Below are 19,641 nucleotides of genomic sequence, written 5' to 3'. Positions count from 1 at the left end.
CCCCCCCCCCCCCCCCCCCCCCCCCCCCCCCCCCCCCCCCCCCCCCCCCCCCCCCCCCCCCCCCCCCCCCCCCCACCGGGGTGCAGCAGGACGGTGGCGGTGCCATTGGGGTTTCGGTGCAGGCCACGGACGAGAAGATCCGGGTCCTGAGCGGCGATGCCGATCAGTGCGGCGGCGAGATAACAGTCGGGCAGCGCGCCCTGGCCGACGTCGTCGGGCTGGGCGCCGTCCCGGAGCAGCGGATCGGTCGACCGGTCCACCAGCGACCGCGGCCCGCCCGGCGGGGTGGGCCCGCCCGGCGGGGTCGGTTCGAGCCAGGGCAGCTCCCGGACGAGCTCGTCGACCATGTCCCGCGGTGCGGCGGCAAGCAGATCATCGGCGAGACCGGCCAGTTCCGCCGCGCGTCGCGGGCCGCCCGGGGTAGTCGTGCGCGCCACCTGCGCGGCCTGCGCACGCAGCGCGGCCAGCGGTGCGCCCCGAAGCTGGCCCACCACCGCGGCCCGCGGAGATACCGGCAGGCGGGCCAACGTCGATCGGGCCGCCCGCATCTGTGCCACGCTCGGCCCGCGACCCCGGGAACGGCCCGTCGCGTCAGGATCGATCACCTCCAGCAGCCCGGCCGCCACGGCCAACGCCGCCAGCTGTCCGGATGACGACAGCCGTGAGCTGACCACCGACAGCACCGGGCGGCCGAGCCCGGATGTGGACGGTCCCGGTCCCGGTGCCGGTCCCGGTGCCGGTCCCGGTGCCGAGGGCGCGGCGACGAGACGAGCCAGTCTGCCGTCCAGATCGAGGGCGACCGCGGACGCCTCGGCCGAGATGAACCGCAGCCATCGCCCGGCCTGCGCCACTGGATCGCACACTCCCGACCGCAACGCCGAGGCCGACGGCTGCCAGTCCACGGCCTGACCCAGGATGTGTTCGATCCCGGCCAGCGACTCGACCACGGCCCGTTCAAGCGCCGCGGCGCGACCGCCGACGGCCCGCAGCCGCCCTGCCAGGCTGGCCAGCTCCTCCGGGTCGAACCGGATGACGCCGGGCGGGCGGCCCGGGAGGGGCTCGGGCCTCCCCGCGGCCGGGGTCGCCGGCGCAGGCGCGCTGACCCCGGACGATTGCCCAGGCATCGGCGACGGGGCGGGCCGAGAGCCGGATGGCGACGCGCGGGACGAAAGCGCGCCGGGCAGCCGGGCGCCGGTCAGCTGCTCGAGTCGGATCGCGGCCGCCCACAGCGCGTCGGCTCCGTCGGTGAGCCGCCGGCGCCAGACCGTGACCTGACCCCGCACCCGCACCCGCAGGGGGCCGGCCCAGGTGACCTCGTACCCGCCCGGCCGGCCCCGCCGACCGGGCGGGCCTGGGCGGGCCAGCGCGTCGAGTCGCAGGTCATCCGCCAGTGTCACGGCCTCGGCGAGGTACCGGCGCAGCTCGACCGCGCGGGCCGACAACTGCGGCCCGAACCGAGCCGCCGGCCCGACGCCGACGCCGACGCCGACGCCGACCGGCCCTACGGGCCCCAGCCCGAGCCCGGCCTCGGCTCCCGCCATCATCGCTGTCATCCTTCCGAATTCGCACGCATCCTTCCGAACTTCCGCGTCCCGCCGGTCGCCGGTCGCCGGTCGCCGGTCGCCGCCGAGGCTGTCCGGCGGTCGCTGACCGTCGACGGGTCCGGGCTGCCGAACGGATCGTGTCCCGCGCTGGTCTTTCGCGTGTCCAGACGCCGTCCGATTCGTTCCGGTCCGCAGCGATGAGAGTAGATCGCCCCCCGCCGGGGGACACCGCGCGGACGCGCGGCGGGCGACCCAGGAGCAGTCGCCGCGCTACAGTTTTGATCATTTGTCCCGCGCGTCCGCAACAGCACGACCGCGGCGCCAAGGACGGGCACCTGATGACGGAGGCCGGTCATGCCCGAGGCAGTTGTCGTCGCCGCCGCCCGCTCACCGATCGGGCGAGCCTTCAAGGGCTCGCTTCGGGGCCTTCGGGCCGACGATCTGGCCGCCACGATCGTGCGCGCCGCCCTCGACCAGGTCCCGATGCTGGACCCGAACGAGATCGACGATCTGATCGTCGGATGCGCGCTGCCCGGTGGGGAACAGGGCCACAACATCGGCCGGGTGATTACGGTGACCCTGGGTCTGGACAGCGTGCCGGGCACGACCGTCGCCCGCTACTGCGCATCCTCGTTACAGGCCATCCGGATGGCCATGCACGCCGTGCGAGCAGGCGAGGGAGACGTCTTCGTCGCCGCCGGGGTGGAGATGGTCAGCAGCTTCATCCGGGGCAACAGCGACAGCATGCCGGGCACCCAGAATCCGAGCTACGCGGCGGCCCAGGCCCGCACGGCCGCCCGCGCCACCGGCGGCGCCCCGCTCTGGACCGATCCGCGTCTGCGCGGCGATCTGCCGGACGTCTACATGGCGATGGGGCAGACGGCCGAGAACGTCGCCCAGTTCACCGGGGTCGGACGGGCCGAGCAGGACGCGTTCGCCTGCCGCTCGCAGAACCTCGCCGAGCAGGCGATCGCCGCCGGCTTCTTCAAGCGGGAGATCACTCCGGTGCAGTTGCCGGACGGCACGATCGTGGACGCCGACGACGGCCCGCGGCCCGGCACGACCCTCGACGCCCTCGCCGCGCTGCCGCCGGTGTTCCGTCCGGACGGCACGGTGACCGCCGGCAACGCCTGTCCGCTCAACGACGGGTCCGCGGCCGTCGTCATCATGAGCGACACCCGAGCCCAGGAGCTCGGCATCTCCCCCCTCGCCCGGCTGGTGTCCTCCGGGGTCATCGGGCTGTCCCCGGAGATCATGGGCCTGGGGCCGGTCGAGGCGTCTCGGCGCGCGCTCGCCCGGGCCGGGATGACCATCGACGACGTCGATCTCGTCGAGATCAACGAGGCGTTCGCCGCCCAGGTCGTGCCCTCCTACCAGCGGCTCGGCGTGGACCTCGACCGGCTGAACGTGCACGGCGGCGCGATCGCGCTGGGCCACCCGTTCGGCATGACCGGCGCCCGCCTGCTGACCACACTGGTCAACGGCCTGCGAGCCACCGACACGACGATCGGTCTGGAGGCCACCTGCATCGGTGGCGGCCAAGGCATGGCCCTCGTCCTCGAGCGGCTGTCCTGATCCTTCGCCGGATGAGTCTTCGCGCCCGGGCGCGGTCAGCCCATGGGGTCGGCGCCCTCGGGCTGACCGACGCGACGTGGGGACGGGAACGGCACGGGTTTGTGCTCGTCGGCGTTGTCCCCGGGCCGGACCGCGGCCGACGTGCGGGGCGAGGCACGTTGTGTGCAGAGGCCCGGTACCGGCCATGAGAAGGGCAAACGCGATGAGCCCGTCGAGGCCGTCCGGGCTGGTCCGGATGCCGTCGGACGGCGGGGCGCCGGAAGCGTTCCGGTTCCCCCGGGGGCGTTCCCGACGGCCGGCGCGCCGACCGGCAGGTGGCAGGCGATGGCCCACAGCCGTATGCGCGACTGCACCTCTGGACGTGTGATCTGCACCGCCGCGGCGACCAGGCCGCCGCCGATGATGCCGTCAAGCCAGTAATGATTCGCGGTGATGACCACGACCAGCGTCGTGACGATCGGGTGTAGCAGCGCCAGCCACCTCACCCGGACCCGCAGGATGGTGATGACTCCCCACGCCTCCAGGATCGCCCACCCGATGTGCAGGCTCGGCATCGCCGCGTACTGGTTGGCCACAGTGTCATGTGATCCGTACGGAGAAGGTCCGAACACCGCTCCGGTGTCGACCAGCTTGACGCTGGGCAGCATTTCCGGCAGGAACCGCGGCGGCGCGAGCGGATACACGATGTGAATCATCAGTGCGACGCCGGTGGACATCGCGATGACCGTTCGCACCCGGCTCCACGTGTGCCGCTGAAAGATCAGCACCCAGAGCAGAAACGTGATGGCCGCAGGGAAATGAACCGTCATGTAGAAGCGGTTCGCCAGCTCCAGCAGACGGGATGAGCGCATCGCCACCGCCTGCAACGACGCCTCATCCGGAAGATCGAAAACCCGCTCGAGGTGCCAGACGTTGACCGCGTGCCGCAACGCCTCCAGCTCCCGGCCAGCGGCGAGATGTCGCCCGAGGTCGTACAGGACGTACAGCAACCCGAGCAGGACGATCTGGCTCAGCACGAAGGCACTCGATCGCAGCAGGTCGGCCACCCGGCCGCCCCGGTGCTGCTCGCCCGGTAACACCTGGCCAGTGGCGCTCACCATGTACTGCACCGCAGCATCCGTGCCTCCCCATCAGGACACGTCCCGTTCACCCATCCCTTCGTTCCTACCGACCGATCGGTAAGGACGGAGCGGAACGAAGTGTGAGATGCGACTCAACCGGGGCCCCGTCCTCGACATGCAACCGATCACCACATACCGGAGCCGACCGGGATGTGGTGATTGATCAGGGTTGCTTCCGCCCTGGCCTTACCCGCAGATTAACAACGAGGAACCAGCAACTCGCCATTCCCGCCCGATGCCCATCAGTTCGTTCACCCTGTCCGATTCGCGACATGCCACCCTCCGCTGGTCATGGCCGGACGCACGCCGCGGCTCCCGACCAACAACCCACTCCAACGGCAGGTAGGCGTATCGACACTCCGCGCTGCCAGCTGCCAGGATGCGGTCAGGGTTGGAAAGCTCTGCGGCTCGGAGGGGGGCGTCCGGCGAAGGAGCCCGACTGGCGGACATCCGCCGCCCTCGCGACACGACATTGCGACACGACATTGCGTGACCACCCGAGCCGGTTGCCGCCGGTTCAGTGCAGGGGGGCACCTTCAGGCCGAGTGAGAGTGCAGCCGACTTCACCGCGTATATAGATCGGCAGGAATCATCCAGAGAGCATTACTTACAGTATTCATAGAATTACAAAACGAAGTCAGAAAAAGATCAGAAGCCCGGGACTCCCGCTCGCGATGTGACCTACGCTATACATCCAGAGGTACGCCGTCGGACAGGAAGTCGCATTGCGCGCTGTGCCGGGGGCCCACGTTGACTCCGGAGCGTGCCTGAATGTCCCAGAACGCCAGTCCTGCAGACGAGTCGCCGGACCGTACCGGCCCGCCAGCCGCCTCGGGCTCGGCCGCCGCCGGTACCGGTGACGGCGCTGGCGGTGCTGCCAGTGCTGGCGGCGTCGGCGAGCGGGCACCCGCGTCCCACGGCGCAGGATCCCTGAGCTCGCGGCTGTCCGATCACGGCCGGCGGACCGGCATCGTCGCCCTGGTCGCCCTGCTCGTCACGGTGATCCTCGGGTTCGGCCTGACCCGCCTGGAGTTCACCACCAGCCAGGACAACTACCTCAACAGCGATTCCCGGATCGCCAGGGACAACGTCGACTACCAGTCGCTGTTCGGCGGCGAGGCGATGGTCACGTTGTTCACGGTGGCGCCGGGCAGCACGACCGCCGACCTGTTCACGTCACGCAACATCGCCCAGTGGCGCACGCTGCAGCATGACCTTGACGCCAGCCCGCACGTCTCGTCGACCATCACCCCGCTGACGGCGCTGGAGTTCACCGACAACCTGGTGCGCGGCCAGGGCAGCGACGCCCTGTCGAGCCCGGCGGCGAAGATGCTGATCGGCGCGCAGCAGCGCGACCCCGACAAGGCCTCGGCCAGCCGGCGCCTCGCCGACTCGCTGCGCACCCTGCAGCGGATCAACGCCGTCCCCGTGGCCAACCGCAACCTGGGCAGTCCCGCCTGGGTGAAGGTCCTGCTCTACGACAACACCGGCGCCATCCGCAAGTCGCTGCGACCGTTCTTCCCGACCACCACGACCGCCCAGATGGTGACTCGGCTCAAGGGCAACGCGTCTCTGCACGAGGAGGGTGCCGGCGCCCACGTGGTCGAGCGGGCCGTCGCCGGGTTGACCTTCGACCATGCGTCGCTGATGACCACCGGCGCGCCAGCCCTGCTCCGCAACATCAACAATTACCTGCGGGGCGGCTTCCTGACCCTCGGCGCGATCTCACTCGTGCTGATGGCCGGCCTGCTGCTCGCCGCGTTCGCGGTCCGGTTCCGGCTGCTCCCGCTCGGCGTGGTGGGCGTCGGCCTGATCTGGGCGTTCGGCCTCGCCGGCTATGTCGGCGTGCCGCTGTCGGTGGTCACGATCGCGGGCCTGCCGGTGCTGCTCGGCGTGGGCATCGACTTTGCTGTGCAGCTGCACAGCCGCATCGAGGAGGAAGCCCAGCTCGACCGGGCCAGGCATCCCGTCGTGGTCGCCTGGGAGGGGCTGCGCCGGGCGCTCTCGGTGGCGACCGTCGCCGCCGTGCTCTCCTTCTGCGCCCTGGAGTTCAGCGAGGTCCCGATGATCCGGGACTTCGGCACGTTGCTGGCCATCGGGTTGCCGGTCATCGTGATCGCCACGGTCCTACTGCTCCTGCTCACGCTGGACGTGCGGGAGCGGCACCGTCCCACGCCGCCGCGCGACTACACCCACGGCCCGCTCGGCCGAGCGGTGATCAAGCTCGGCGGGCTGCCCCGGATCACCGCGATCCCGCTGGTCATCGTCTCGGTCGCCGTCTTCGCCGGCGGCATCGTCGCGGACGGCAAACTCACCGTCCAGACCGACCCGGAGAAGTGGGTCAACCAGCACAGCCAGGTGATCAAGGACATCAGGACCCTGCGGGCCCGCAGCGGCTCCGCCAGCGAGCTCGACGTCTACATCCGCTCCCCGAACGTGTTCGACGACGCCACCGCCTCCTTCGTCGGCCGGTTCGCGAACCGGCAGCTCTCGACGCACTCCGCCGACCTGCGCGACGCCAGCAGCCTGGTGACGATCGTGAGCTACCTGCTGGAGGTGCCGAACACCTCCATCGTGATGCCAACCGGGGCGGACGTCCGCGCCGCCTACGACGTCGCCCCACCCGACATCCAGCGCAGCACCGTGAATCTCAAGAACAGCGCGATGAACATCATCTTCCGGACCGGGTCAGGCTCCCTGGAACGCCGCGCCGCCGTCGTGGCCGACATCCGCGGCAACACCCACCCGCCGGCCGGAGTCACCGCCACCCCGTCCGGGCTGGCAGTCATCGGCACCGGCCTGCTCTCCGGCCTCCAGAACAACCGGACCGAGCTGACCTACTACGCGCTCATCGGCGTGTTCGTGCTGTTGGTGCTCTGCCACCTCAGCCTGGTAAGGGCAGCGCTGTCGATGGTGCCGGTGCTGATCGCGGTGGGCCTGAGCTCGCTCGTCGCCCTCGCGATCGGGGTCGACCTGAGCCCCCTGACCGCCGTCAGCGGGCCGCTGATCGTCGCCTTGTGCACCGAGTTCACCACGCTTCTCATCTTCCGCCATCTGGAAGAACGCTCCCGCGGCCATGATCCGCGGGCGGCGGTGGAGACCACCGCCGGACGCACCGGACGCGCCTTCGCCGTCTCGGCGCTGGCCGCCGTCATCGGCGTCGGCGTACTTGCCTTCAGCTCCCTGCCCCTGCTGCGTGACTTCGGCCTCCTGGTCGCGCTCAACGTGGCCGTGGCTCTTCTGTCCGCGCTGATCGTCCTGCCGCCCGTGCTGGTCTGGGCGGACGAGCACGGCTGGGTCCACCACCCCCGAAACCGGAACCGGAACGGACGGCACTCCGGGCCGAGTTCGCCCGGCCGGGACACCAGCACCGACCGGGTCGACCACGCTGGCGACATCACCAGCACCAGCACCAGCACCGGCCGCGCCACCGACGCCGGCTACCCCTCCGGAACGAGCCCCACCGCAGCGCCGAGCACCTGACATCACCTCGCGGCCGCTCCGGCCCGGGCCGGCAGGACTGACCGGACCGACCGGGCTGGCAGGACCGACAGAGCCGGCAGGACCGACAGAGGCGGCAGGTCCGACCGGACCGACCCGGGCTGGCCGGACCGACCGGACCGGCCGGACCGACCGGACCGGCCGGACCGGCACCGAGACCACTGTGTGTGACGACGATCGCGCGGGCGTATGGGTTCAAGATCCAAACAGGTCGTCATGGGGGGATTCGTGTCTGATTTGCCCCCCACGACGACCTGCATAGCGGGATCTTGCCGAACGGCCCGCTGCGGGGAGTAGCAATCGTGAGGGGCGGGGCTCATCAAGCGGGGGGTGGCGTACTTTCCGTTATGGGACCATTGCCCACGGGTGCTTCGGGGTGGTCGCTGCGCGCGGGCCGGCTCTTCGCTCTCATGCCCACATGTGGCACGCTCAGGCAAGGTGTTCGCGGGACGACACGGCACCGCCACTTAGGGCTCGGCAGCTATCCGAGCGTCGAAGGAGAGGGCATGAGTTTCGACTTCAAGGTCGCGGATCTCGCGCTGGCCGAGTTCGGCCGCAAGGAGATCCGGCTAGCCGAACACGAGATGCCCGGGCTGATGTCCACCCGCGCCGAGTACGCGGCCAGCCAGCCGCTGCGCGGCGCGCGGATCATGGGTTCGCTGCACATGACGATCCAGACCGCCGTGCTCATCGAGACGCTGGTGGCACTCGGCGCGGATGTCCGCTGGGTCTCCTGCAACATCTTCTCCACCCAGGACCACGCGGCCGCCGCGGTCGTCGTCGGGCCGAACGGCACCAAGGACGACCCGCAGGGCGTCCCGGTCTTCGCCTGGAAGGGTGAGACGCTCGACGAGTACTGGTGGTGCACCGACCAGGCGCTGGCCTGGCCGGACGGTGGCACCCCGAACATGATTCTCGACGACGGTGGCGACGCGACCCTGCTCGTCCACAAGGGCGCGCAGTTCGAGGAGGCCGGCGCGGTGCCCGCGACCGACGCCTCGGACAGCGAGGAGTACGCGATCGTCCTCGAGACGCTGCGGCGCACGATCGCCGAGCGGCCCGGTCGCTGGACCGAGACCGCGCAGAACGTCAAGGGCGTCACCGAGGAGACGACCACCGGCGTCCACCGGCTCTACGAGATGGCGAAGGCCGGCACGCTCGCCTTCCCGGCGATCAACGTCAACGACTCGGTGACGAAGTCCAAGTTCGACAACAAGTATGGCTGCCGTCACTCGGTCATCGACGGCCTCAACCGCGCCACCGACGTCCTCATCGGCGGCAAGGTCGCGGTCGTCGCCGGCTACGGCGACGTCGGCAAGGGCTGTGCGGACGCGCTGCGCGGCCAGGGCGCGCGGGTCATCGTCACCGAGATCGACCCGATCTGTGCCCTGCAGGCGGCCATGGACGGCTTCCAGGTGGACGTGCTCGAGGACGTGGTCGGGATCGCCGACATCTTCGTCACGACCACCGGCAACTTCAACATCATCCGGGCCGACCACATGGCCTCGATGAAGCACCAGGCGATTGTGTCCAACATCGGGCACTTCGACAACGAGATCGACATCGCGGGTCTCACCAGGATCGCCGGCATCGAGAAGATCAACATCAAGCCGCAGGTCGACGAGTGGGTGTTCCCGGACGGGCACTCGATCATTGTGCTCGCCGAGGGCCGGCTGATGAACCTCGGCTGCGCTACCGGGCACCCGAGCTTCGTCATGTCGAACAGCTTCACCAACCAGGTGATCGCCCAGATCGAGCTGTTCACCAAGACCGAGAGCTACCCGGTCGGCGTCTACGTGCTGCCCAAGCACCTCGACGAGAAGGTCGCCCGGCTGCACCTCGACGCCCTCGGCGTAAAGCTCACCACCCTGACCAAGCAGCAGGCCGACTACATCGGCGTGCCGGTCGAGGGCCCCTACAAGGCGGACCACTACCGCTACTGATCGTCCATCCCGCGGCGCCGGGAGCGAAGCCTCCGCGCCAGGGCTGAAGCCGCAACGGCGGCGGTTGCCGCGGTGGCACACCACGGCAACCGCCGCCGTCTGGCGTTTCGGCCTTCGACCGGCCACCGACGCGGCAGGCCCGCGATGTCCGACCGGTCGGCGTCAGCGCGCGGCGGGCGAGGCGCTCGCCGGCTGCGCGCTCGCGGCGGGGACGCTCACGGCTGCGACCGGGGGGCGGCCGGAACACCTGCCGGAGGTGCCTGGGGTGCCTGCGCCGCCAGCGGTGCCGGCAGTGCCGGCGTCGTCGCCGTGCGGTTGGTCTGCGACCAGCACACGGGCGTCCATCCGGGGTCGTTGGCGACCGCCGACAGATCGTAGTAGCCGGCCGGCAGGTAGGTTCCCCAGGTCACCGGCCCGCCGCTGGTGCCGTGAGGCGGCGGCATACGCGGCACGGCGAAGGTCGCCTGGCCGTTCGGGCACTTCAGCGACTCGATCCTGATCGGCGGCTGACCCGCCGGCGCGCCCTTGCCAGCTTTCGTCAGACACAGCACCGAGGTGGTGGGCGGCCAGGACTGCGCGAAGTGCGCGTAGTAGCCGGCCGACAGACGGGTCATGCCGGATGAGGGCCGGCCCGGTTCAGGCGGCACAGCGACATAGCTCACCTGATTACTCGGGCAGGTGCCCCAGGATTCGCCGCCGGCCTGGGCCTGCCCGGCACCACCCACGGCGAACAGACCGGTCAGAGCGACGGCGGTACCCACCCCGGCCAGCGCGGCACGGACCCGATCACGCCGCGGGCGTGAACCCACCAGCCGCGGCCGGGCTCCGAACCGGAGCTGCCGGCTGGAAACCCCGGGGCCTTGTGGCCCGCGCAGGCCGTCGTCGGAATCCTGCGATGCCGCGCCGGAGGCGGGCCGGACCCGCGCACGGTGCCGCCGCGGTGATACGGAAAACGGCATTGAATGCCTCCTTGTCGAACCAGGGGACCCAACGCCCCTTCGGCGCGACGGCCCGTGTGGGACCTGAGTACCTGTTCCGCTCCATGGAGCGAGATTCCCGTAAATAAAACAGCAATCGGTCGCAAGGATAGCGGTAGTTGGCGGTGTGTTGGGAGCGGGCCGGGGGACCTGGGTCCCCATGTCCCGCGTGCCCACCGCTGGGGGACAACCTTTTCCGATGGGCCGATGCGGACCACGGTCAGGAGCAGCGCGGACCACGGTCAGGAGCCGGCGAGATCTGTACTCGGTCTGGTTCCAGCACCGCCGGATCCAGGGATTTGGCCGCCGAACCGTCAGGATGCCGACGGACGACCGGGCCCACCGAAGACCGCATCGGCCAGCAACCGGGAGAACTCGATCTCGGCCGCCCCGGTGGCGTCGCGCCGTGCTCGGGAACGTCCGGTGGGGAGGTAACCCGCACGTCGGCAGAACCGGTGCACGTCGTCGGACCCGGCGTCGCACCAAAGCACCATGCGCACCGCCCGCTCGGCATCCCGTCGCTGGTCAGCCGGCAGAATGTGGCTAGCCGGCAGCCCCCCCTGGCCAGTCCGCGGACCCTCGGCACCGTCCAGTGCCACGGCACCGGCACCGTCCAGGCCTTCGGCACCGTCCAGGCCTTCGACACCGTGCGGTCCCTCGGCGGAGTTCAGCCTCCGCGCGGCGTGCCACTGCCGTGCCGCGCGCTCCGCGCGTCGCACCAGGATCGTCCCGAGCCCCTGCCCGCGGGCCGGGGCCGCCACGTACAGATTCGTCATCTCGATCACGGACGGCGGCGACGCGTCGGCCGAGAACGGCGGCTCGTCCGTCAACGACCGTGACGACACGGCGATGCCCGCGAGGAGACGCCCGCTTAAGCCGGGTTCGCCAGGAGTGTGCACCGGTACGGGGACCACCCACATCCCCCGAAGGGGCTCACCGGCTACCGTGATCGTGCGATACCCGACTGCCGCTCGATGTGCGGTGGCCGCCTGATGTCCCGTGGCGGGGTTCCGCGGCCAGGACGACCCGAGCAGCTCGCGCAGCTCGGCGATGTCCGCGTCGGTGGCCTCCCGCAGGCCGGGCGCCAGATCCCGGCGCATCCACACGTGTTCGATGCCGGCCTCGATGTCGGGCTCGCTGATGACCCGGTAGCCCTGGCGCGCGTAGAAACCGGCCACCTGGGTCTGCGCGTGCAGCTCCACCGCGGGCAGACCCCGGTCGCGCGCACGAACCAGCAGCGCCTCGGTGATCGCGAGGCCAAGGCCCCGGCCCCGCGCGCCGGCGTCGACGGCCACCCGGCCGATGATTCCCACCGGTTGCTCGCCAGCGGTCCGGGGCCCGAGGTCCAGCAGGCGGCCCGTGGCCAGCGCCCGACCGGCCGGATCGACGACAAACGCATGGTCGGCACCCGCATCCCGACCGTCCCGCTCCAGCTCGATGGGGACACCCTGTTCGCCGACGAACACCGCGTCCCGCAGGTCGATCACCTGCCGCGGCGGCATTCCCGCGACAACCACCACCGCCGGCTCCGCCGGGACCCCCTGCCCCACCGCGATACCCGAGCTCGTGACGGCACCCGGCCTCGTGGCGACGTCCTCCGTCGTGACGATGCGCTCCGTCCTGGCGATGCGCGGGTCCGGGGCTGCCCCAGATCCGCGGGCGACCTCCGACAGATCGGCCGCTCGCGTGTGATTCCCGGACACAGGGCGGCAGTGTAGGCGAACCGATCGGACCGGCGCGGCGTCTCTGCGCAACCCGAGGTTTCCCCATCCCGCAAACCCGGGCATCCTGCCCAATAGGCGTCGATCCGTGCCAGGTCGGTCCCAGTACGGATCTGAGCGGACACGGAATGACAACTGCGGACCCCGGGTATCCCGGCCAACACGGTGAATCAGATAGAAACTGGACGGCATCGGCTGATGCGACCGCACCCGCACGAAGAGGAAGTAAACCGGCATCGTGAGTTCCCAGTTGACAACCTGGCGTGACGACACCCCCGTGCGGGAGGACCGCTGACGATGGCGGCGACCCTTTATCCCCCGGCCCGGTACCGGCCGGTACGGAACACGTCGGGCTCGATGGTCCAGCCCACCCGCGGCCTCATCCCCCATGTCCAGGTCGGGAACGGTTCGCTGTTCTCCTGGTTTGACAACTCGTCCAGTCAGGTCAGCTCCCACCTCTGGCTGAGCCGGAACGGCGTTTTCGAGCAATACGTAAGGTTCGACCAGCGGGCCTGGGCCGAGGCGGCTGGTAATCCGTACTGGATCTCCTGTGAATGCGAGGGTTATCCCACCGACGACTACACCCCGATCCAGGTCACCCGGCTGGCGGAACTCTTCCGTTGGGGAATGCAGGAGTTCGGTTGGAAGGCGGAGGTCACCGACTCGCCGAACGGATACGGCATCGGCACTCATCGGATGGGCGGCACGGCCTGGGGCGGGCACGACTGTCCCGGCGACATTCGCGCGAACCGCCGCGGCGACATCCTTTCGCTGGCGACCGGCCAGCGGACGTTCACCGCCGATCCGCGTGAGCGCTATGCCGGACGTCCCACCCTGCGGGAAGGCACCACCGGCTCGGACGTCACCGAGCTCCAGAACGCCCTGAACATCATCTTTGGCCACGAGGCGCCGACGGGTGACCCGAACCGGATCACACCGGATGGGGTGTACGGTTCACGAACCACAGCCCGGGTGGCATCACTGCAGCGGTACGCCTCGCCGTGGTTCGGCCGCATCACCGACGACGGCGCCTGCGGTTCCGACACCTGGCGGAAGATCGGCTGGATCCTGACTGGCCTGAACCGCTCCGTCTGATTCAGCAGAACCAGTCTGATTCAACCCGCCCCGTCCGGTTCGGCCGCTTTCCTGGCCACCATCACCCGATCGGGCCGGGCGTCACGGCGCGTCCGCAGAACCGCCACCTGCCCCAGCGGCCTCGGCGGCCTCGGCGGCCCCGGCGAGTGCCGCGCCGGCCGCCCACAGCCATCGGTGTGGTTCGGCCATGGCTGCGGCTGGCCCGCCCGCGAGTCTGCTCAGGGCGATCTCACCGACGACCCCCCGCGGGCGGGGGGCGTCGAGCTGGCCGGCGGCGACCAGCACCGGCACCCCCAGGCGCCGGGCGAGCGCCAGCACCCCGCCGACGACCTTCCCGCCCAGCGAGGTCTGGTCGAACCGGCCTTCCCCGGTGACGAGCCAGTCCGTACCGGCCAGCGCCTCGGGCAGGCCGGCCACCTCGATGATCGTCTGCACGCCCGAGACCAGCTCGGCGCCCCAGGCCGCGGCCAGGCCGTAGGCGGTACCGCCGGCGGCACCAGCCCCCGGGGCTGCCGGATCTCCGCCGATCAGCCCGGCAAGCCGGGCGAGCCCCCCGCCCAGACGGGCGACGTCGGCGGGGTCGGCACCCTTCTGCGGGCCGAAGACGGCAGCGGCACCAGAGTCGCCCAGCAGCGGCGCGTCGACGTCCACGAGGCAGCGCACTCCCCCGGGCGGCAGGGGGACCAGCCGGGCCAGATCGATCTGGTCCAAAGTGAGCAGCGCTCCCCCGCCGAGGGGGAGCATCGTGCCGTCGGCGTCGAGAAATCGGGCGCCGAGCGCGGCAAGCGCTCCGGTACCGCCGTCGGTAGAGGCCGACCCGCCGAGCGCGACCAGGATCTGCCGGGCACCGGCGTCCAGGGCCGCGGTCAGGGCCTGCCCCACGCCAAGGGTGTGAGCGCCGAGTGGATCGGGCGCACGCATCAGCGGCAGACCGCTTACCGCGGCGAGTTCGACGAGCGCCACTTCGCCCGGCAGGGCCAGCCACTCGGTGTCCCGAGGACGCCCGTCCGGACCGGTGACCCGAACCGGGCTGCGACGCGCCCCCGGGGTGGTGGCGGCGAAGACGTCCAGGGTCCCCTCACCACCGTCGGCGATCGGTAGCGCCACGATCTCGTCGTCCGGGCGCCGCGACCGCCAGCCCTGCGCCAGCGCCACCGCGACCTGTGTGGCACGGGCGGACCCCTTGAACGAGTCCGGCGCGATCACCACCCGACGGCCACGATGCCCGGTGCGAGGGCGCGGTGGCCGGGTCACGGTCGGGCCCGGCGCCTAGACAGTCGCCTGGCCGTGCGCCGGACCCGCACCACAGGGACCAGCACCGTGCGCGGAACCAGCAACAGACACGCGGCGTAGTCCCGCCTCGGATGCGCGTACGGACGTGGCCGGTCCGTCGTTCGGCTGCCCTGGTATGTCGGCGGGTGCGGTGAGCCAGGCGTCGATGTCGGCCAGGGCCGCATCACGCACCGCGGGCGGGGCAGCGCCGAAACGCACCGAGCTACGGGCGCATTCGGCGAGCTCCTCGTCCGACAGGCCCAGCTCGCGCCGGCACAGCTCGTACTCCTCGAGGCAGGTCGGGCCGAAGAGCAACGGGTCATCGGCGTTGATCGAGCAGCGCACCCCGGCCCGCAGCAGAGCCTTGAGTGGATGTCTGGCCAGCGAGGGGACGACCGAGAGCAGAAGGTTCGAGGTAGGGCAGACGTCCAGGCAGATGTTTCGCTCGCGCAGCTCGTCCACGAGTGACGGGTCCTCGATCGCCCGGATGCCGTGTTGTAGTCGATGGGCGCCGAGCGGCCCGATCGCGCCGCGCACGGACTGCGGGCCGGCGAGCTCACCGGCGTGCGGCGTCGAGAGCAGACCACCGTCGAGGGCCAGCCGGAACGCCGCCTCGAACGGTTCGGGGGGCCAACCATTCTCGTCGTTGTGCAGGCCCAAGGCGACGATGCCGCGGTCGGCATGGCGCAGCGCCGTACGGGCCACCTCCACCGCCCGTTCGGGGGAGTCGAGGACCCGGTCGACCGCGGCCATCCAGCGGACGGTGACCCCGTGTCGCGCCGCTGCCTGGTTCGAACGGGCCAGGACGGTCTCCCATGCCTCGTCCGCGCTGGAGAACGCCTCCCCATGGGCGTAGGGCCAGAAGCTGGGCTCGAGGTAGACGACGCCCTCGGCGGCGGCGTCACTCACCATCTCGTCGACGAGCCGCTCGAAGTCGGCCGGGCCGCGAAGCAGCGGCAGGATGCCTCCGACCACGTCGCCAAAACCGCCGAACTCGGTGAAGCCAGTGGTCCGTGGGGTGGGCAGGCCGGCCGCCGCGGCCAGGTCGGCGAGGGTGGATGGGCGCATCCCCAGCTCGAAATGCAGGTGCAGATGCCCCTTGGGCAGAGTCCGCAGATCGCGCACGGGCGTCCCTCCTCCTGGGCCGGTGCGAGGTGACGGCATTGGCGTCACCTACCGCCCAGGAGGAGGGTACGCGGACCATGCCCGCGACAGGGGGCGGACCGGGCGACCGGCATCCCCGCCCCGCCCCGTGCCGTGGGACTCAGGACTCAGTTGCTGGGCGTCAGCTCACCAACCGCCAGCCGAGCTGCCCGGCGTGCCCGGCGCGCGCGGCGCGCTCTGCCCGGACGCGCCAGGCGTCGGGTAGTCCGGACCGCTCGCCGGGCCGCCGTAACCGGCGCCACCCGCCGAGTCGCCGTAGCCCGAACCGCCCGCAGGGCTGCCGTAACCCGAGCCACGCGCGGGGTCGCCGTAGCCCGAACCGCCCGCGCCTCCGTAGCTCGAATCGCCCGCCCGGCCGGCGTGGTCTGGCTCGCCACCGGCCACGCCCGCCGCGCCGGCCCGATAGCCGCCGGCTGCGTCCGGCCGCGGCACCTCGCCGCGCCACGCCCCCGTCTCGGTCTGGCGGTCCTCGATGAACGCCTTGAAGCGCCGCAGGTCCGCCTTGACCCGACGGTCGTCAGCGCCGAAGGCGGCACCAGCCTTCTCCGTGAGCCCTTCGGGTTGCCAGTCCATCTGCACTGTCACCCGGGTCTCGTCGTCGGCGAGACGGTGGAAGGTGACGACCCCGGCATGCTGGGCGCCGCCGGTGCTCTTCCAGGCCACCCGCTCGTCCGGGAGCTGCTCGGTGATGGTCGCGTCGAACTCGCGCGCCTGGCCAGCGACCTTGATCTTCCAGTGCGTGTGGGTGTTGTCGATCTGCGCGATGGACTCGACGCCGTCCATGAAGTGCGGGAAGGACTCGAACTGCGTCCACTGGTTGTAGGCGGTTCGGATCGGGACGTGGACCTCGATCGATTCCTGGACTGTGCTCGCCATTCTTCCTCCCGTTCGTCGCGAGATTCAGACACCGCGCTCATCCCCACCTTGGTCCCTCTAACACACGCTCGAGGTCTCCGGCGCGGCCAGGCGCCGATCTGTCTGGCTGCGCGCACCGGCCCCGCCGCGGGCGGCGGTGCTGCGGGCGGCGGCTCGGGCGACGGCGGCTTCGGCGAATCCACGGATGACCGGATGGGCGCGTCCCGCCTGCGAGCCGAGCTCCGGCTGGAACAGCGTCGCCAGGAAGAACGGATGTCCGGGGAGCTCCAGCATCCGCACCTCACCGGACTCGTCCACTCCGCTGAAGCGCAGCCCGTGCGCCAGCAGGAGGCCGGCATCGGGGGGATTGATCCCGTAGGAACAGTAGTAACGCTCGACCGTCCGATCGGTGCCGATCAGCCGCTCGGCAAGCGAGTCCGCGGCTACGTGAACAACTCCCTCATGACCGTTCATCGCACACTGGATCGGGACGATCAACGGGTCGATGGCGTCCGGATCGTTCTCCGCGTGGGTCGCGTTCAGACGCCCGCAGACCGAACGGGCGTACTCCAGCGCGATGTGCTGCAGTCCGCCGCAGGTTCCCAACAACGGGACGCCCCGCTCGCGAGCCACGCGAACCGCGGCCAGGGCACCCGCTTCGCTGGCGTACGGGGATCCCGGCACCAGCCAGATCCCGTCGAATCCGGCGAGGAAAGCGGACCCGTCGAGAGCCGAGGACGGCGGGTCGGTGAGGACCTCATCGGTTGGGATCCAGTAAGCGTCCAGCAGCAGCCCGTCCCGCCGATGCAGCGCCTCGAGCAGCTCCGGGATCCGGGCATGCGCGGCGACCTCGGCACTTCGGTCACCAATCAGCGCCACCCGGGCACTGAATCCGACGGGCACAGGGCCCGCCGCGGTGAAACGGGCCGCGGGCGGGGTGGCGGGGTGCGTGGGCGCGGTGGCGGGGTGCGTGGGCGGGATGGTCGTGGCCGAGGTGGCTGTTGGCGGAGCGAACCTGGCCGGGGCGGAGACGCCTACGGGCGGCGGGGTGGGCGGCATGTCCCGATGCTCCGCCCTCCATCAGTTCAGATCCAACGATAATTCCCGCATTCCGGATTAGCGATACTGATGGATGTGGATACCCAGCACCTGCGCACCTTTGTCGGCGTCGCGACCGCAGGTTCCTTCTCCGCCGCCGCCCGCGAGCTCGGCTACACCCAGTCGGCGGTCTCGCAGCAGGTGGCGGCCCTGGAGGCGGATCTCGGTGTCGTCCTGTTCCACCGGCGGCCGACGGTGGCGGTGACCGAGGCCGGCGCCCGCCTGTTGGAACATGCCGTGCCGTTGCTGCTGCGCCTGGCCGCGGCCCGCACCGAGGTTGCGCGGGCCGCGGGAACGCCGTCCCAGCGGCTGACCATCGCCGCCCATCCGCTCGCCGCCGATCGGCTCGCCGAGGTGCTGGCCCGGGTCACGCCCACCTTTCCCCGGCTTGAGCTGCGCGTCGTCCTCGGCGGCACCCCGATGGTGGCCACCGAGGTTGCTCGCGGCGACGTCGATCTGGGCATAGCCGTCGGGCTGGCCACCAGCGGCGATCCATTGCGGCTCCCCGACGTGGGGCCCATCCGGGCGGTGGGCATCGCCGAGGAGCCCCCTGCCGTCATCCTGCCAACTGGCCATCCCCTCGCCGGGCGACCCGGCGTGCGCATCGCCGATCTGGTGGACGCCGGCTGGATCGACGCGCCCGAGCTGGGCGCAGGGCTGGACCACCTGCGCGGCCTGACCAGCGAGCGACGTCTTCGAGCCCGGATGCGCGTGGACGGCGCGGATGTCCAGGGCCTGCTCGCGCTGGTCGCCGCCGGCGGCGGGCTGGCCCTTCTGCCAGCGCGGATCGTCCACCCGGGCCACGATGGCCAGGCCGGCCCGAGCGCCCATCCGGACCAGGGCCGGGCAGGCCGGGGGGATCTGGTCGCCGTGCCGGTCCGCGGTGGGGTGCTGGCGACCCGTGGCAGCGGTGCGCACCCCGCCCGCGCGGCCGCGTCCACCATCAGGGGGACCCGGGCGCCGGGCGATGCCGCGCTGAATTTCCGACACGAGCTGCTGAGCGCGGGTCGGCCTGGCCCGGCAGCCCAAGCCGTGGCGGTCGCGCTCGGCGCCGGACCCGGATGAGGCGCTCGTCCACTCCAGCCCCCGGCGTATGCGGACCTCGGAGGTGCCCGACTCGGGCAGGACGCCTCGTGCGAACCACCCGCGCCCCGCGGATGCGGCGCCTCGGGCCAGGCGATTCGAGTGGACCAGAAGCAGACCATCGACTGGTCCAGCGCACCACACCGGCCACGGGGTAGGCTTGAGGTGTTGCCTGATTCTCGGTGCGTGACCTACGCAGAGAACGGCACGACCAGGCCACGGAACCGGTCGGGGTCTGGTGCGAAGCCGGTATGCGAAGGACGCCTACCGGGAGCGCGGCAAGGAGAAAGCATCGTGGCGCAGGGTACCGTCAAGTGGTTCAACGCGGAGAAGGGCTTCGGATTCATCTCCGTCGACGGTGGCGGCCCGGACGTCTTCGTCCACTACTCGTCGATCGTGGCTGACGGCTACAAGTCCCTGGACGAGGGCCAGAGCGTCCAGTTCGAGATCGTGCAGGGGCAGAAGGGGCCGCAGGCCGACAACGTGAGCCCCGTCTGACCATCGGCACTACCTGATCTTCGTTTCGGGGGGGGGGGGGGGGGGGGGCGCGCCCGCCCCCCCCCCCCCCGCCGCCCCCCCGCCGCCCCCCCCCCCCCCCCCCCCCCCCCCGGCGCCCGGGCCCCCCGCCCCCCCCCCCCCCCCCACAAAAAAAAAAACTCCAGCACCCCCCCCCCAGCCCCCCCCCCCCCCCC

15 protein-coding genes are annotated in these 19,641 nt (G+C 71.3%); 6 read left to right on the top strand and 9 right to left on the bottom strand.

Annotation, left to right across the window (positions count from 1 at the left end):
* A partial coding sequence (locus MXD95_RS07770) for a hypothetical protein (protein WP_250639861.1) occupies positions 1–1,541 on the bottom strand: 1,541 nt, incomplete at its 3' end.
* Between the two features lie 357 nt (positions 1,542–1,898).
* Between MXD95_RS07770 and MXD95_RS07765 the strand changes: the two genes are divergently transcribed.
* On the top strand, positions 1,899–3,119 hold the full coding sequence (locus tag MXD95_RS07765; RefSeq protein WP_250639858.1) for an acetyl-CoA C-acetyltransferase: 1,221 nt from the start codon (positions 1,899–1,901) through the stop codon (positions 3,117–3,119).
* 35 nt (positions 3,120–3,154) lie between these two features.
* Here the strand turns inward: MXD95_RS07765 and MXD95_RS07760 are convergent, their stop codons facing one another.
* Positions 3,155–4,219 carry a phosphatase PAP2 family protein gene (locus MXD95_RS07760; protein WP_250639860.1) on the bottom strand — a complete coding sequence of 355 codons (1,065 nt, stop codon included), beginning with the start codon at positions 4,217–4,219 and terminating at the stop codon, positions 3,155–3,157.
* Between the two features lie 792 nt (positions 4,220–5,011).
* Between MXD95_RS07760 and MXD95_RS07755 the strand changes: the two genes are divergently transcribed.
* Both MXD95_RS07755 and ahcY read left to right on the top strand, forming a co-directional pair.
* Positions 5,012–7,723 (top strand): efflux RND transporter permease subunit, encoded by a 2,712-nt coding sequence (locus tag MXD95_RS07755; protein ID WP_250639857.1) that lies wholly within the window; start codon positions 5,012–5,014, stop codon positions 7,721–7,723.
* 524 nt (positions 7,724–8,247) lie between these two features.
* Positions 8,248–9,684, top strand: a complete 1,437-nt coding sequence (ahcY, locus tag MXD95_RS07745; protein WP_250639856.1) for an adenosylhomocysteinase — start codon at positions 8,248–8,250, stop codon at positions 9,682–9,684.
* 215 nt (positions 9,685–9,899) lie between these two features.
* Here the strand turns inward: ahcY and MXD95_RS07740 are convergent, their stop codons facing one another.
* Together MXD95_RS07740 and MXD95_RS07735 are read right to left on the bottom strand one after the other, a co-directional pair.
* Complete coding sequence (locus MXD95_RS07740; protein WP_250639855.1) at positions 9,900–10,643, bottom strand: hypothetical protein; 744 nt, start codon at positions 10,641–10,643, stop codon at positions 9,900–9,902.
* Positions 10,644–10,975: 332 nt separating this feature from the next.
* Positions 10,976–12,181 carry a GNAT family N-acetyltransferase gene (locus MXD95_RS07735; protein WP_250639854.1) on the bottom strand — a complete coding sequence of 402 codons (1,206 nt, stop codon included), beginning with the start codon at positions 12,179–12,181 and terminating at the stop codon, positions 10,976–10,978.
* 498 nt (positions 12,182–12,679) lie between these two features.
* On the opposite strand from MXD95_RS07735, the gene MXD95_RS07730 reads away from it, so the two are divergent.
* Positions 12,680–13,477: a peptidoglycan recognition protein family protein gene (locus MXD95_RS07730; protein ID WP_250639853.1), complete on the top strand. Its 798-nt coding sequence runs from the start codon at positions 12,680–12,682 to the stop codon at positions 13,475–13,477.
* Positions 13,478–13,558: 81 nt separating this feature from the next.
* Here MXD95_RS07730 and MXD95_RS07725 read toward each other — a convergent pair whose 3' ends face one another.
* From MXD95_RS07725 to MXD95_RS07710, 4 genes are all read right to left on the bottom strand, one after another.
* Complete coding sequence (locus MXD95_RS07725; protein WP_308301460.1) at positions 13,559–14,686, bottom strand: glycerate kinase; 1,128 nt, start codon at positions 14,684–14,686, stop codon at positions 13,559–13,561.
* A 60-nt stretch (positions 14,687–14,746) separates the two neighbouring features.
* Positions 14,747–15,874: an adenosine deaminase gene (add, locus tag MXD95_RS07720; RefSeq protein ID WP_250639851.1), complete on the bottom strand. Its 1,128-nt coding sequence runs from the start codon at positions 15,872–15,874 to the stop codon at positions 14,747–14,749.
* A 165-nt stretch (positions 15,875–16,039) separates the two neighbouring features.
* Positions 16,040–16,789, bottom strand: coding sequence for an SRPBCC family protein (locus tag MXD95_RS07715; protein WP_250639850.1), 750 nt, complete (start codon positions 16,787–16,789; stop codon positions 16,040–16,042).
* 57 nt (positions 16,790–16,846) lie between these two features.
* Positions 16,847–17,827 (bottom strand): CTP synthase C-terminal region-related (seleno)protein, encoded by a 981-nt coding sequence (locus MXD95_RS07710; RefSeq protein WP_250639849.1) that lies wholly within the window; start codon positions 17,825–17,827, stop codon positions 16,847–16,849.
* Between the two features lie 69 nt (positions 17,828–17,896).
* On the opposite strand from MXD95_RS07710, the gene MXD95_RS07700 reads away from it, so the two are divergent.
* Both MXD95_RS07700 and MXD95_RS07695 read left to right on the top strand, forming a co-directional pair.
* Complete coding sequence (locus tag MXD95_RS07700; RefSeq protein WP_285223556.1) at positions 17,897–18,931, top strand: LysR family transcriptional regulator; 1,035 nt, start codon at positions 17,897–17,899, stop codon at positions 18,929–18,931.
* A 312-nt stretch (positions 18,932–19,243) separates the two neighbouring features.
* On the top strand, positions 19,244–19,447 hold the full coding sequence (locus tag MXD95_RS07695; RefSeq protein ID WP_250639848.1) for a cold-shock protein: 204 nt from the start codon (positions 19,244–19,246) through the stop codon (positions 19,445–19,447).
* 9 nt (positions 19,448–19,456) lie between these two features.
* Here MXD95_RS07695 and MXD95_RS07690 read toward each other — a convergent pair.
* The coding region (locus tag MXD95_RS07690) for a hypothetical protein (protein ID WP_250639847.1) at positions 19,457–19,641 on the bottom strand (185 nt) is incomplete at its 5' end.

Origin of the sequence: Frankia sp. AiPa1, from assembly GCF_023243075.1 — a bacterium.
Classification (GTDB): Bacteria; Actinomycetota; Actinomycetes; order Frankiales; family Frankiaceae; genus Frankia.
Note: the sequence above shows the minus strand (reverse complement) of the source record. Positions and strands in the feature narration are given on the sequence as shown.

Bases quoted from the DNA above. Each gene is read 5' to 3' on its own strand.
- MXD95_RS07740 (WP_250639855.1), bottom strand. From the start codon at position 10,643: ATGCCGTTTTCCGTATCACCGCGGCGGCACCGTGCGCGGGTCCGGCCC.
- MXD95_RS07755 (WP_250639857.1), top strand. From the start codon at position 5,012: ATGTCCCAGAACGCCAGTCCTGCAGACGAGTCGCCGGACCGTACCGGC.
- MXD95_RS07715 (WP_250639850.1), bottom strand. From the start codon at position 16,789: ATGGCGAGCACAGTCCAGGAATCGATCGAGGTCCACGTCCCGATCCGA.
- MXD95_RS07760 (WP_250639860.1), bottom strand. From the start codon at position 4,219: ATGGTGAGCGCCACTGGCCAGGTGTTACCGGGCGAGCAGCACCGGGGC.
- MXD95_RS07700 (WP_285223556.1), top strand. From the start codon at position 17,897: ATGGATGTGGATACCCAGCACCTGCGCACCTTTGTCGGCGTCGCGACC.
- ahcY (WP_250639856.1), top strand. From the start codon at position 8,248: ATGAGTTTCGACTTCAAGGTCGCGGATCTCGCGCTGGCCGAGTTCGGC.
- MXD95_RS07730 (WP_250639853.1), top strand. From the start codon at position 12,680: ATGGCGGCGACCCTTTATCCCCCGGCCCGGTACCGGCCGGTACGGAAC.
- MXD95_RS07765 (WP_250639858.1), top strand. From the start codon at position 1,899: ATGCCCGAGGCAGTTGTCGTCGCCGCCGCCCGCTCACCGATCGGGCGA.
- MXD95_RS07710 (WP_250639849.1), bottom strand. From the start codon at position 17,827: ATGCCGCCCACCCCGCCGCCCGTAGGCGTCTCCGCCCCGGCCAGGTTC.